At 68.7% G+C, this 13058-nt stretch carries 10 protein-coding genes, 1 tRNA gene and 1 pseudogene; 4 read left to right on the top strand and 8 right to left on the bottom strand.

The window, feature by feature from the left end:
- Nucleotides 1-25: 25 nt before the first annotated feature.
- The gene (locus tag KIH31_RS16355; RefSeq protein WP_214428200.1) at nt 26-844 is read right to left on the bottom strand and encodes an amino acid ABC transporter substrate-binding protein; all 819 of its coding nucleotides are present in this window, start codon (nt 842-844) and stop codon (nt 26-28) included.
- 464 nt (nt 845-1308) lie between these two features.
- On the opposite strand from KIH31_RS16355, the gene KIH31_RS16350 reads away from it, so the two are divergent.
- Nucleotides 1309-1920, top strand: coding sequence for a phosphatase PAP2 family protein (locus tag KIH31_RS16350; RefSeq protein ID WP_214428199.1), 612 nt, complete (start codon nt 1309-1311; stop codon nt 1918-1920).
- Here KIH31_RS16350 and KIH31_RS16345 read toward each other — a convergent pair.
- Together KIH31_RS16345 and KIH31_RS16340 are read right to left on the bottom strand one after the other, a co-directional pair.
- Complete coding sequence (locus tag KIH31_RS16345; RefSeq protein ID WP_214428198.1) at nt 1894-2610, bottom strand: hypothetical protein; 717 nt, start codon at nt 2608-2610, stop codon at nt 1894-1896. The genes KIH31_RS16350 and KIH31_RS16345 overlap by 27 nt on opposite strands.
- Nucleotides 2607-3332 carry a hypothetical protein gene (locus KIH31_RS16340; RefSeq protein ID WP_214428197.1) on the bottom strand — a complete coding sequence of 242 codons (726 nt, stop codon included), beginning with the start codon at nt 3330-3332 and terminating at the stop codon, nt 2607-2609. The genes KIH31_RS16345 and KIH31_RS16340 overlap by 4 nt, the downstream gene beginning before the upstream one ends.
- A gap of 250 nt (nt 3333-3582) precedes the next feature.
- Here KIH31_RS16340 and KIH31_RS16335 point away from each other — a divergent pair, with 250 nt between their 5' ends.
- On the top strand, nt 3583-5442 hold the full coding sequence (locus KIH31_RS16335; RefSeq protein WP_374224896.1) for an ABC transporter ATP-binding protein: 1860 nt from the start codon (nt 3583-3585) through the stop codon (nt 5440-5442).
- A 100-nt stretch (nt 5443-5542) separates the two neighbouring features.
- On the opposite strand, the gene KIH31_RS16330 is transcribed toward KIH31_RS16335, so the two are convergent.
- The 4 genes from KIH31_RS16330 to KIH31_RS16315 form a co-directional block, all read right to left on the bottom strand.
- Nucleotides 5543-5944 (bottom strand): NUDIX domain-containing protein, encoded by a 402-nt coding sequence (locus KIH31_RS16330; protein WP_214428229.1) that lies wholly within the window; start codon nt 5942-5944, stop codon nt 5543-5545.
- 5 nt (nt 5945-5949) lie between these two features.
- Nucleotides 5950-6405: a DUF6314 family protein gene (locus tag KIH31_RS16325; RefSeq protein WP_250546113.1), complete on the bottom strand. Its 456-nt coding sequence runs from the start codon at nt 6403-6405 to the stop codon at nt 5950-5952.
- Nucleotide 6406: 1 nt separating this feature from the next.
- Nucleotides 6407-6480 (bottom strand) — tRNA-Arg (locus KIH31_RS16320).
- Nucleotides 6481-6508: 28 nt separating this feature from the next.
- Nucleotides 6509-7207, bottom strand: a complete 699-nt coding sequence (locus tag KIH31_RS16315) for a hypothetical protein (protein WP_214428194.1) — start codon at nt 7205-7207, stop codon at nt 6509-6511.
- Between the two features lie 99 nt (nt 7208-7306).
- Here KIH31_RS16315 and pcrA point away from each other — a divergent pair, with 99 nt between their 5' ends.
- Complete coding sequence (pcrA, locus tag KIH31_RS16310) at nt 7307-9682, top strand: DNA helicase PcrA (protein WP_214428193.1); 2376 nt, start codon at nt 7307-7309, stop codon at nt 9680-9682.
- 78 nt (nt 9683-9760) lie between these two features.
- On the opposite strand, the pseudogene KIH31_RS16305 reads toward pcrA, so the two are convergent.
- Nucleotides 9761-12203 (bottom strand): annotated as a pseudogene (locus tag KIH31_RS16305) (phosphoketolase).
- Between the two features lie 444 nt (nt 12204-12647).
- On the opposite strand from KIH31_RS16305, the gene KIH31_RS16300 reads away from it, so the two are divergent.
- Nucleotides 12648-13040: a low affinity iron permease family protein gene (locus tag KIH31_RS16300; RefSeq protein ID WP_214428192.1), complete on the top strand. Its 393-nt coding sequence runs from the start codon at nt 12648-12650 to the stop codon at nt 13038-13040.
- The last annotated feature ends 18 nt before the right edge of the window (nt 13041-13058 follow it).

Below are 13058 nucleotides of genomic sequence, written 5' to 3'. Positions count from 1 at the left end.
GGCGGCCGGCTACTTGGTGACGCCGTTACTTGGTGACGTCGGCCGCGAAGTACTTCTGCGAGATCTTCGCCAGCGTGCCGTCGGCGCGCAGCGACTCGAGGGCCTTGTTCACGGCCGTCTCCAAGGCAGTGGCCCCCTTGCGCATCGCGAACGCGCTGGAGGACTTGTCCTTCGTTTCGGCAGCGATCTTGATGCTGCTGTCATTGGAGGTCTTCTGGTAGTCCAGATAGGTGAGCTTGTCGTTGATCGTGGCATCCACGCGGCCCTGCTTCAGCAGCGTCACAGCCTGCGCCCACCCCTCGACCGCCTGCACGTTGGCACCCGACTGCTGGGCCAGCTTGTACCAGTTGCTGGTCAGGGACTGTGCCGTGGTCTTGCCCTTGAGCGTGTCAAAGGAGGTGATGCTGTTGTTGTCCGCCTTGGTCACGATGACGCCGGGGCTCACCGTGTAGGGGGCGGAGAAGTCGTACTTGGCCTTGCGCTCATCGGTGATGGAGACCTGGTTCGCGATCAGGTCGAAGCGCTTGGACTCCAGCCCCGCGAAGATCGCGTCCCACTGGGTCTCCTGGAACTTGACCTTCACACCCATCTTGGCGGCGACGGCGTTGATGATGTCGATGTCGTAGCCGGTCAGCGGGCCGTTGCCGGCGCTGTGGAAGCTGAACGGCCGGTAGGTGCCCTCGGTGCCGACTGTCAGGGTGCCGGAGGACTGCACGTCGCTTAGCGAGGTGTCCGCCCCGCCGGAGCCCTGCGCGCTTCCCGACGACCCGGAAGCACCACATCCGGTGACGGCCAGCACTGCTGCAGTGGCGGCGCCGAGGAGGGCAAGGCGGATGTGCTTCATGGAATTCCTAACTAGCGACAGGGAGGCGCTTCGCCGCTTCAGCGGGCGGGCCGTGGGTCAACAGGAATTACAACACGGCCTCTTCGGCGGGTTATTCCCCGGCGCAACACGGCGAAACATTGTGGCGCACGCCGCAGAAGTGTGCTTAAACGTGCGTGGTGGCGGGCCTTGGCCCGCCACCACGCATCCCCCAAAAGAATGCTCCCCTCGACCCCCGCACAGCCACCGCAGGGGTGCTGCCCGGTCCTTCGGCCGTGCCCCTCGCCGGTTCCCCGACCGAGCCGGGGAATGACTCGAGGATGCCGGCCGGCGTCGTCGGTTCACATAATCATCATTGTGCCACGAGCTAATGAATTTGTGAAAGGGTGGATTCGCAGATTACGGGAAACGTCTCCTGCGGGGGCTCGCGCGGCGGGACGGAACCGGGAAGACCGGGAAGAATTGGTGCCGAGGGGAGGAACCGGATGACTCCGACAGGCAGCGCGGCGGCGGCGCGGCGGCTCGCCCGTGCCGTCACCGAGGTGTGTGCGCCGGCGGTGCTGCTTTCGCTCCTGCTGGTCGGTGTGGCGCTGGGGGAGGGCGGCTGGCCCGCAGGCGTGCTCCCGGCTGTGGTCTGCCTGGTCTTCGTCACCGGCGGTCCCTTCGCGGCCCTGGAAGTGCTCAGCCGGTCCGGAAGGATCAGCGACCATCATGTTGGCAACCGGGCACAGCGCCGGCCCGTGTTCGCGGGGGCTTTGGTATCGGTGCTCGCCGGGACAGGGCTGCTGGCGCTGCTCGGGGCGGGGCCGCAGCTCGCGGCGGTTCTCTGGGCGACACTGTTCGGCCTGGTCCTCGTCGGGGCGGTCAATCTCGGCTGGAAGCTCTCCGCGCACGCCGCCGTCGCCACCTTTGTCGTGCTCGCCGTGGTCCGCTTTGCCGGCGACGGATGGCTGCCGCTGCTGCTGCTGGTGCCGCTGGTGTGCTGGTCCCGGGTCGAGCTGGGGGACCACACCACCGCCCAGGTCGTCGCGGGCGCGGCTGCCGGGGCCCTGACGGCCGGGGTGCTGGTGCTACTGCTCGGAGCGCAGAGGGTTTGAGCGGCGCCGCCGGTTAAGCCGCTGGTCGAACCGGACCAGCGTCAGGCCCACGGCGACCGACAGCAGGGCCCCGTAGTTGAGGCGGGCAAACATCGGGCCGAAGCAGGTCGTGAAAGCCATGCCGGTGCTGACAAGGACGAGGACGAAACCGATGCCGAGGAGCGCGCCGGCGGCCCGGCTGAGCGGCCGGCCGGGGCGGAACGGGGCGGCGGCCACGGGCCCGAGCAGCACGGCGGCGACGTAGGCGGGGTAGAGCAGCGCGGCCTGGGAGTACAGCTGCACCATGCGCTGGCCGGCGAAGCGGCCCAGGCCCACGGACGACGTCGGCACGTCGCTGGCGAAGAAGAATGCCGTCATCACCGCGGCCAGGACGGCCAGCACCACCATGCCGGCCGGACCCCTGGTGAGCCTGGAGCCCAGCCGCGAACGGTAGGCCGCTGCGACCTTGAAGCCGAGGATCACAAACACCCCGTACAGCATCAGGTGGAGCAGGAGGTTCGCGTAGTTGCGGCCGCCGAGGACTGCGTCAACCGCACCGTACGCGGAGCCGATGTTCAGTGCCACAGTCGCCGCGACCAGCAGGAAACCGGTGAACAGCGCGCGGGAACCGCCGCGCCGGACCGCTTGGAAACGGCTCGCCGCCAGCGCCAGGCACAAGGCGAAGACCGCCCACTTGAGACCGTCCGTCATCCGAGGTTCTCCCACAGTGCGTTGGTCTGCTCATCGTCCTGCTCCCGGCGCCGCAGCAGCTTGCTCAGCGCGTCGAGGCGGTCGCGGGCCACGTTGACCAGCTCGGCGTCGGTGAGGTCCTCGATCGCCCTCGCCCGCGCTCCGGCGGCCCAGCCGGCTTCCTCCGGCGTCAGCAGCCCGGTGGCGACCAGGCCCCCGGTGAGCCCCGCGCCGGCGAGCCGGGCCGCCTCGACGGCGAGGTCGGGGTTGAGCCGGTTGGCGGTGAGCTGTGCGGAGATATTCTGCGGGGCTACCCCGCTCGCGGCCGAAAGCGACTGCCGCAGGTCCCCTGCCTGGTCAATCGCGTCGATCCAGTTGCGCACCGAGGACGCGTGCGGCACCGGGTCCAGCGCCGTGAGCGGCTGGCGTTCGGGTGCGCTGCGGCCAAGGAGGGCGCGGAGCAGGTCCTGGTAGGACACCTGGCTCACCAGCTCCCAGTGAGTGGGAGGTTTGACGCCTCCGGCGAGGTCCTGGAAAGGATGGAAGTTGGCCAGGGCCGCGACCGGGTCCACCCCGTAGGCGCGCGCCACGCTGACCACTGACGATTCGGCGACCTTGCCGCGCACGAGCTGCTGGGCGAGCGTGCTGCGCTTGATACCCGACTGCCGGCACACATCCGCAATGCTCGCTCCAGCAGCGACGCCGCCGAGCCACAGCTGGAAGGCCTTGGCTGCTACAGGCATGCGGTCCTCTCGGCGGCAGGAGTGCGGAGACTAAATCATATGCGGCAGCGATTCCCCCCTGCCCTGAAAACAGGTTATAGTAATACCCGCTGGTCCCCTGCTGTGCGAATCCCCCAAACGCACAGCAGGGGACCAGTTGCATGAGAGGGCCCTGCCGTTGCGCGCCTCCGCCCAGGCGGACGGCTGCGGGAGCGGGCTGGGGGCACAACGAGGCGGTGGAGGTACTGGCATGAGCATGGAACACGCGGCGATGAATTCGATGTGGCGCCTCAGCGGCGCCCAGCGGAGCAGGTCCGGCATTTCCAAGGCGACCGTGAAGCGGGTGATGGCGTTCGCCCGCCCGTACCGCGGGCGCCTGGCGGTGTTCGTGCTGCTGTCCGTGTTTGCCGCGGTGCTCGCCGTCGTGACGCCGGTGCTTGCCGGCCGCGTCGTGGACGCGATCGTGGGCCGCACCGACCTCGCCCTCGTCATCGGCCTGGCCGTGCTGATCGCCGTCGCCGCGGTGTTCGACGCCGTGCTGAGCATGCTCACGCGCTGGCTGTCCTCCTCGCTGGGCGAGGACGTCATCCTTGACCTCCGCAGCGCCGTCTTCGACCACGTCCAGCGGATGCCTGTCGCGTTCTTCACGCGCACCCGCACCGGCGCACTGGTTAGCCGGCTCAACAGCGACGTCATCGGTGCCCAGCAGGCCTTCAGCGGCACTCTTTCGGGCGTTGTCAGCAATTTCGTGGCCCTGGTGCTCACGATGGGCTACATGCTCAGCGTGTCCTGGCAGGTGACCCTGCTGGCGCTGGTGCTGCTGCCGATCTTCCTCATCCCGGCCCGCCGGATGGGCTCGAAGCTGGCCGCCCTGCGGCACGAAGCGGCCAACCTCAACGCCGCGATGAGCACCCAGATGACCGAGCGCTTCTCCGCACCCGGGGCAACCCTGGTCAAACTGTTCGGTCGGCCGGCCGACGAATCCCGCGAGTTCGGCTCGCGGGCGCGCCGCGTGCGGGACATCGGGGTCAAGACCGCCGTCCGGCAGTGGGTGTTCGTGACCGCCTTGATGCTGGTCTCCTCCCTGGCGCTGGCCTTGGTCTACGGACTTGGCGGCTACTTCGCCATCCAGGGCAGCCTGGCCCCGGGCCAGGTCGTGACGCTGGCGCTGCTGCTTACCCGTCTCTATGCCCCGCTGACCGCGCTGGCCAACGCCCGCGTGGACATCATGTCCGCCCTGGTCAGCTTCGACCGCGTTTTCGAGGTCCTGGATCTGAAGCCGCTGATCGCCGAAAAGGCCGACGCCGGAGAGGTCCCGGACGGACCAGTGCAGGTGGAGTTCGACAACGTGCGCTTCTCCTACCCGTCCGCCGACAAGGTGTCCCTCGCCTCGCTCGAGGATGTCGCGGTGCTGGACACCCGCGGCGGCGAGGAAGTCCTGCATGGCGTCAGCTTCACGGTCGAGCCCGGGCAGACCGTTGCCCTCGTCGGCTCCTCCGGCGCCGGAAAATCGACGATCGTGCAGCTGCTGTCCCGCCTCTACGACGTGGATTCGGGCGCCATCCGGCTCGCCGGAACCGATGTGCGGGACGTGACCTTCGAGTCGCTGCGCGGCACCATGGGCATGGTCACCCAGGACGGGCACCTCTTCCACGAGTCGATCCGCTCGAACCTGCAGCTGGCCCGGCCCGACGCGACCGACGAGCAGATCTGGAGCGTGCTCGAACGGGCGCGGCTGCAGGACCTGGCCCGGTCGCTCCCGGACGGGCTCGACACCGTGGTCGGCGAACGCGGCTACCGGCTCTCCGGCGGCGAACGCCAGCGGCTGACCATCGCGCGCCTGCTGCTGGCGCAGCCGCGCGTCGTCATCCTGGACGAGGCGACCGCAGCCTTGGATTCGACCAGCGAGGCAGCGGTCCAGGCGGCGCTGGCCGAGGCGCTGCGGGACCGGACCGCCGTCGTGATCGCCCACCGGCTCTCCACCATCCGTGCCGCGGACGCCATCCTGGTCGTGGAGGAAGGCCGGATCGTCGAGCGCGGCACGCACTCCGAACTGCTGGCCGCCGAGGGCCGGTACGCCGAGCTGTACCGCACCCAGTTCGCCACCGAGGACTCGGCGCCGGTCCTGTAGCGCCAGTCCTTTAGCGCCGGTCCTGTAGCGCGCGGCCTGTAGCGCGCGGCCTGTAGCGCCCGGGGTCGCCCGGCTTGCTGCAGAGCCGGGCCCGGGCGGCCTACAGGCCGGCGGCCAGGGCCGGGATCACGTGCCGCACCAGCAGCGGGGCGAGATCGCTGCGGGCCGGGACACCAAGGTCGAGCCAGCAGATCTCCTCGATTTCGGCCGCCGGCGCCGCGTCCCAGACGCCCGGCGCCACGAAGACGGTCGCCTCGATGTCGGTGGCGGGCTCGTTGGCGGCTTCGACCACCCACGCCCCGAGCAGTTCCAGTTCGGACGCCGCCACCTGGATTCCGACCTCTTCCTGCAGTTCCCGGGCGGCAGCCTCCGCCGGACTCTCGCCGGGCTCGAGCTTGCCGCCCGGATGCATGAACATGCCGGTTCCGCGCTTGCGGACGGTCAGCAGCCGCCCCTGGGCATCGAAAACACAGACGGCGGCCACCACGAGGGTCTCCCGCACGGTAATCACTCGGCAATACCTTTCCTGGTTAGAACGCTGCGCAGCAGCAGGTCCTTGTGCGGACCGTTGACGGACCACTCGATGTGCAGTTCGTCCGCGCCGGCGGCCCGGTAGTGGACGTCGTAGGTGTCGGGGGAGCACAGGTGCTGCGCCGTCCAGCTGCCGGCTGCGAGGTCCAGCGGGTGGAAGGGCCGGCCGTCCGGGAAAACGACCAGCGCGGACGCCGGATCCGTCCCGGGAGCAAGGAAATAGTCGCGGGTTGCCGTGCCATCGTGGCCGGCCCAGCTGATCCGGCCCTCTTCGTGCCAGCTCAGCCGGGCGCCGTCGGGCCCGACAATAGTCATGCCGGTGAAGGTTCCTGTGGTGCCGGTGGCCCGGTCCAGCAGGCTGCGCGTAGTGCGCCACGTTCCGCGGAGGTAGCAGAAGAGGTCCCTGACGGGATGGACAGGAAGTCGTTCCAAGTGCCCCCGACCGGAATCGAACCGATGGCCTGCCCTTTAGGAGAGGGCCGCTCTATCCTACTGAGCTACGGGGGCTCCTGCTGCCGAAGCAACAGCCACCAGCTTACCTGCTCCGCGCCGGTGCGCCGCCTTCCGGACCGGCGGCCCGGGCACGCCGGGAGAGCCGCCGCGACAGCAGCGGAGCAACGGCCGCGGCGAGCAGGCACAGCGCGAACAGCGCGAACTTGAGCACGGTGAGGACCGATGCCGTGCCGGCCAGCCCGGCGTCGAAGGGTGCCGAACGCATCACCGCGTCCAGGACACCGTTTTCGGCCAGGTCCGCCGCGGCGTACAGCACCGGCAGGACGAAGAACGCCAGGCGCAGCCGTCCGGCAGGTAGCAGCTGGTTGAGCAGCAGCAGCCAGGTGAACGCGAAGAGCAGGGGGAAAAGCGTGTCCGCCGTGCTGTGGAAATGCTGGTAGACATTCAGTGCCGGTTCGTTCATTGCCGCCCGAAGGTCCTGCAGGTAGCCGCTGCCGTAGCCGAAGACCAAGGTCTCTGGCATCGCGCGGCCGCCGGCCAGTCCGGCAAGCTCGGGCAGGCCGACGAAGAGCTCGTAGGCGTACAGCAGGACGCTCGCCACCGCCGCGGCGATCAGGATCATGCTCGCGTTGCCGCGCGCCTGCTCGGGCGTCCGCGCCGTCGTGGGGTTCGCCGGAGCGCCCGGCCGGCGGGACGTTCCGGCCCGCGCGGAGGCGCCGGACGCCGTGGATGCTGCGTTGGGACCGTGCTTCGCGGCACGCTGGGCCGGGGTTTTGGACATGCACCCATTATCCGGCCTCGCCCGCTCCGGCGCCCGAGCAACCGCCCACGCGGTTGCTGGTGGGCCGGCGTCGGAGGCGCGGCCTAAAATGGAAGCACCATGGATTTCCTTTTTGACACGGACCTCTCACCCAAGCCCGCTGTTCCGGTTCTGGATGCGCGCGAGCTGCTGTCCGGCCTGAACCCGCAGCAGGAGGAGGCCGTCAAGCACGCCGGCTCCCCGCTGCTGATCGTGGCCGGGGCAGGGTCCGGCAAGACCAGGGTGCTCAGCCACCGCATTGCCTACCTGCTGGCCACCAAGCGGGCCCATCCCGGGCAGATCCTGGCCATCACGTTCACGAACAAGGCCGCTGCGGAGATGCGCGAGCGGATCGAGGCGCTGGTGGGGGACCCTGCCGGCAGGATGTGGATCTCCACGTTCCACTCGTCCTGCGTGCGCATCCTGCGCCGCGAAGCATCCTCGGTCGGCCTCAACTCAAGCTTCTCGATCTACGACGCGGCGGATTCACTGCGGCTGATCACGATGGTGGCCAAAAACCTGGACCTGGACCCGAAGAAGTTCGCGCCCAAGGCGATCCAGCACAAGATTTCTTCGCTGAAGAACGAGCTGATCGACGACGACGCCTTCGCGGCGTCAGCGAACCACAACGACCCGTTCGAATCCGCCGTGGCCGAGGTGTACAAGGGATACACCCAGCGGATGCGCCAGGCCAACGCGATGGACTTCGATGACCTGATATCGCAGACCGTGTTCCTGCTCCGCGCCTTCCCTGGCGTGGCCGACTACTACCGCCGGCGCTTCCGGCACATCCTGGTGGACGAGTACCAGGACACCAACCACGCCCAGTACGCACTGGTGCGCGAACTGACCGGCGTCGCCGGGGAGCCCGGACCGGACGGCGCCGTCGTCGAACCCGCGGAGCTGACAGTGGTGGGGGACTCGGACCAGTCCATCTACGCGTTCCGCGGCGCGGACGTGCGTAACATCGTCGAGTTCGAAAAGGACTACCCGAACGCCCGGACCATTTTGCTGGAGCAGAACTACCGCTCCACGCAGACCATCCTCAGCGCCGCCAACGCGGTGATCTCGCGCAACCCCAACCGCCCCGCGAAGCGGCTCTGGACCGCGGAAGGCAACGGCGAGAAGATCATCGGCTACGTGGGCGAGAACGAACACGAGGAAGCGCGGTTCATCGCCGAGGAAATCGACAGACTCCAGGACGACGAAGGCCTGCGTCCCGGCGACGTCGCCATTTTCTACCGGACCAACGCCCAGTCCCGGTCCATCGAGGAAATCCTGATGCGGGTCGGCCTGCCCTACAAGGTGGTCGGCGGCACCCGGTTCTACGAACGCAAGGAAATCAAGGACGCGCTGGCCTACCTGCGCGTGCTGGTCAACCCGGAAGACGACGTGAACCTGCGCCGCGTGCTCAACGAGCCCAAGCGCGGCATCGGCGATCGCGCCGAGGGAGCCGTGGCCGCGCTGGCGGAACGGGAGCGGATCTCCTTCATGGCTGCGCTGCGGCAGGCCGAGAACGCGCCTGCCATGGCCACGCGGTCGCTGAACGCCGTCAACGGGTTCGTGAAGCTGATCGACGACCTCAAGGACGTCGCCGACGGCTCGGGCGCCTCGGCCGCGCTGGAGGCCGTGCTCGAACAGACCGGGTACCTGGCCGCCCTCCGGACCAGCAACGACCCGCAGGACGAATCCCGCGTGGAAAACCTGGCCGAGCTCGTCGCGGTGGTGCGCGAGTACGAGCGCGACAACCCGGAGGGCTCGCTGCGGGAGTTCCTCGAGCAGGTCTCGCTGGTGGCGGATGCGGACCAGATCCCGGAGGCGCCTGAGGATGTGGCCGAGGCCGTCGCCGAGGCGAAGCGCCAGGGCGTCGTGACGCTGATGACCCTGCACACGGCCAAGGGGCTGGAGTTCCCGGTGGTCTTCCTGACCGGCCTGGAGCATGGGATCTTCCCGCACGCCCGGTCCGCGTCGGACCCGGCCGAACTGGCAGAGGAGCGGCGGCTGGCATATGTCGGGCTCACCCGGGCCCGCAAGCGCCTTTACCTGACCCGCTCGGAGGTGCGCAGCCTCTGGGGCCAGTCGCAGTACAACCCGGCGAGCCAGTTCATCGAGGAGGTTCCCGGCGAGCTGATCGACTGGAAGCGCGAGGGGACCGCCCGCAAGGCGTTCATCACCTCGGGGGACAGCTGGGGCAACAAGTTCAGCGGCTCCTACTGGGGTGCCGGAACGGCGTCGTCGCTTCCCACCGCCCCCCGCGCGACGGTCGCCGGCCGGGTGCAGCCGCAGAAGGAAGTCATCTCGGTGGCGGTGGGGGACAAGGTGAACCACGCCAGCTTCGGCAACGGGACAGTGCTGTCGGTGGAGGGTGCCGGGGACAAAACGGTGGCCAAGGTGAAGTTCGACGCCGGCGAGAAGCGGCTGCTGCTGCGCTACGCCCCGCTGACCAAGATCGCCTAGACCGGCGCCGAACGGCCGCTAACGGCGGGTTTCCGTGGGCGGAGCCCGCCGTTAGCGGCCGTTCGGCCACACCGTTGCCTAGCGCAGCGGCTCCAGCACCCAGCTGCGGATGTCCTCCGGATCCTCGCCGTGGGAGCGGGTGTGCGCCCGGGCCGCGAACCGTCGGTCCTGCAGCTCCTGCCGCAGCCCGGCGTAACGCACGGCCAAATCCGGCACCCTGTCGATCACGTCGATGGCGAGCCGGTAACGGTCCACATCGTTCACCATCGCCATGTCGAACGGCGTGGTGGTCGTCCCCTCCTCCTTGTAGCCGCGCACGTGCACGTTGGCATGGTTGGTGCGCCGGTAGGTGAGCCGGTGGATCAGCCACGGGTAGCCGTGGTAGGCGAAGACGACCGGCTTGTCCGCCGTGAAGAGCCCGTCGAAGTCGCGGCCTGACAGGCCGTGCGGGTGCTCCTGCTGGTCCATGCAGGCGCATCAGGTCCACGACGTTCACCACCCTGATCCTCAGCTCCGGGATGCGCCGCCGCAGCAGGTCCGCTGCCGCCACGGTTTCCACGGTGGGGACGTCTCCGGCGCAGGCCATCACGACGTCGGGCTCCTCCCCGGGGACCTCGCTGCCGGCGAAGCCGAAGAGCCCGATGCCGCGGGCGCAATGCGCGGCTGCCTCGTCCGGGCCCAGCCAGCCGGGCGACGGCTGTTTGCCCGCGATGACGACGTTCACCAGGTCCTTGGAGGCCAGGCAATGCTCCATCGTCGCGAGCAGGGTGTTCGCGTCCGGCGGCAGGTACACCCGGATCACTTCCGCCTTCTTGTTCACCACATGGTCGATGAACCCCGGGTCCTGGTGCGAGAAACCGTTGTGGTCCTGCTGCCAGACGTGGCTGGAGAGCACGTAATTCAGGGAGGCGATCGGCATCCGCCACGGCAGGGCGCGGGAGACTTTCAACCACTTGGCGTGCTGGTTGAACATGGAGTCCACGATGTGCACGAAGGCTTCGTAACAGTTGAAGATGCCGTGCCGTCCGGTGAGAAGGTATCCCTCCAGCCAGCCCTGGCACAGGTGCTCGCTGAGGACTTCCATCACCCGGCCGGCCCTTGCCAGGTGCTCATCCACCGGCAGCAGGGAGCTCTCCCACACCTTGCCGGTCACCTCGTAGACCGCCTGCAGGCGGTTGGAAGCCGTCTCATCCGGGCCGAACAACCGGAAGTTCGAGGGGTTGGCCCGGATCAGGTCCCGGACCCAGCCGCCGAGCGTCAGCATCGGACTGACCCGGTCCCGGCCCGGCAGGTCGACGTCGACGGCGTGGTCCGCGTAGGCGGGCAGCCGCAGGTCCTGCAGCAGCCGGCCGCCGTTCGCGAACGGGGTGGCGCTCATCCGGGCGTCCCCCGCCGGGGAATGCGCGCGCACCTCGCCACGGAGCCTGCCGTCGTCGTCGAACAGCTCCTCGGGCCGGTAGGAGTGCATCCACCCGCGCAGCTGCTCGCGGTGCTCGGCATTCGTGGCCACCTCGGCCAGTGGCACCTGGTGTGCGCGCCAGGTGCCCTCCACCTGCAGGCCGTCCACGATGGCCGGCCCGGTCCAGCCCTTCGGGGAGCGCAGGACGATCATCGGCCACGGCGGCACGTCGTCGCCGGCGTCCGCACCGGGCGCTCCGCCGCTGCGCGCCTTGAGCTGGATGGCCCGGATCTCGGTCAGGCACTCGTCGAGAGCCCGGGCCATGTCCTCGTGCGCCCGGGCGGTGTCGGCCGGCTCGGCGACAGTGACGAACTGCGGGGCATAGCCGTGGCCTTCGAGGAGCTTCCGCAGCCGGCTCTCGGGCATCCGGGCCAGCACGGTGGGGTTCGCGATCTTGTACCCGTTCAGGTGCAGGATCGGCAGCACGGCGCCGTCGCGCGCAGGGTCGAGGAAGGTGCTCGACTGCCAGCTGGCCGAGAGCGGGCCAGTCTCGGCTTCCCCGTCGCCGATCACGACGGCGGCGACCAGGTCCGGGTTGTCGAAGACGGCGCCAAAGGCGTGCGCCAGTGAATACCCCAGCTCCCCGCCTTCATTGATGGATCCGGGGGTTTCCGGGGCGGCGTGGCTGGGAATGCCGCCCGGGAAGGAGAACTGCCGGAACAGTTCCTTGAGCCCGTCCTCGTCCTCGCCCACATGCGAGAACACCTCGGAGTACGTCCCCTCCAGCCAGGCGTTGGCCACCGTGGCCGGGCCGCCGTGGCCCGGGCCGGCCACGAAGAGCATGGACGTGCCCTGCTCGCGGATCAGCCTGTTCAGATGCGCCCAGATGAAGTTCAGCCCGGGTGTGGTGCCCCAATGGCCCAGCAGGCGGACCTTGACGTCCCCCGCCTCCAGCGGGCGGCGCAGCAGCGGGTTGTCCCGCAGGTAGATCTGGCCCACGGAGAGGTAGTTCGCTGCCCGCCACCACGCATCAACCAGCTTCAGGTTGGTCCCGTCAAGGGCGCGGGAGGCCGGCTCGGCGGCCGTGGGGATCGTGCTCGGGTCACTTCGATCTGTTGGCATCCGTTCAGTCTGTCGGTTGTGCAGGAAGTTGGCCAGAGACAGGCGCCCACTAACCATCAGTGTGCTTATAATCAGTGTACTGAGGAGAGCAGGGCCCGTGGCGGACCGTGCCTTCCACGACCAAGAATCAGGTGGTGATCGACGATGACTGCTTCCGTCCACGGCCGTCCGGCGGCAAAGAAACCGCTCGTTGCCGGCGAGTCCATCCGCTCCGCGGCGACCCCGCGGTGCGGGCATTGCGGTACGGACGCGTTCCTCATTTACGAGGAGTACGTCCCGCTGAGGGTCAATCCGCAGGGCCGGCGCACCAGCCCCGCCTCGGCAAGTTATGTGTGCTCGCGGTGCGGCGAAGTTGGTGGCCACGACGTTCCGGGAGACTGGGCGCCCCCCGGCTGGCTCTGGTATTCCTGACCGCCCCGGCACTTCGGTAGCGAGTCAACAGCCATGGGCAAGGAACAGGAGCGGCCCGACGTCTTCAACCGCTTCACCCGCCGCGTGTCAGTAATCCTCGGGCACGCCTGGGTGTTTTCGGCCGCCGTCATCATCCTGCTGGTCTGGGGTGTCTCCGGATTCTTCCTGGGGTTCTCCGACACCTGGCAGCTGGTCATCAACACGGGGACCACGATCGTGACGTTCCTGATGGTGTTCATCATCCAGAACACCCAGAACCGGGACACTGCCGCGATGAATGTGAAGCTCGACGCCGTCATGCGCGAGCTGCAGGTGAGCAACGCCAAGCTCTACGGAGCGGAGGACGAGGGCGAAGAGGAACTCAAGCGCCAGCGCCGCCAGATCGAGCGGGACGCCGAACAGAACTCCGGCACCGGGGCCCGTTGACGGCTCCCTTACGGTGCG

This window comes from Paenarthrobacter sp. DKR-5 (genome assembly GCF_018531425.1).
Taxonomy (GTDB): domain Bacteria; phylum Actinomycetota; class Actinomycetes; order Actinomycetales; family Micrococcaceae; genus DKR-5.
Note: the sequence above shows the minus strand (reverse complement) of the source record. Positions and strands in the feature narration are given on the sequence as shown.

Excerpts from the sequence above, each read along its gene's own strand:
- KIH31_RS16355 (WP_214428200.1), bottom strand. The coding sequence starts at position 844 with ATGAAGCACATCCGCCTTGCCCTCCTCGGCGCCGCCACTGCAGCAGTG.
- KIH31_RS16300 (WP_214428192.1), top strand. The coding sequence starts at position 12,648 with ATGGGCAAGGAACAGGAGCGGCCCGACGTCTTCAACCGCTTCACCCGC.
- KIH31_RS16350 (WP_214428199.1), top strand. The coding sequence starts at position 1,309 with ATGACTCCGACAGGCAGCGCGGCGGCGGCGCGGCGGCTCGCCCGTGCC.
- pcrA (WP_214428193.1), top strand. The coding sequence starts at position 7,307 with ATGGATTTCCTTTTTGACACGGACCTCTCACCCAAGCCCGCTGTTCCG.
- KIH31_RS16335 (WP_374224896.1), top strand. The coding sequence starts at position 3,583 with ATGAATTCGATGTGGCGCCTCAGCGGCGCCCAGCGGAGCAGGTCCGGC.
- KIH31_RS16340 (WP_214428197.1), bottom strand. The coding sequence starts at position 3,332 with ATGCCTGTAGCAGCCAAGGCCTTCCAGCTGTGGCTCGGCGGCGTCGCT.
- KIH31_RS16315 (WP_214428194.1), bottom strand. The coding sequence starts at position 7,207 with ATGTCCAAAACCCCGGCCCAGCGTGCCGCGAAGCACGGTCCCAACGCA.
- KIH31_RS16345 (WP_214428198.1), bottom strand. The coding sequence starts at position 2,610 with ATGACGGACGGTCTCAAGTGGGCGGTCTTCGCCTTGTGCCTGGCGCTG.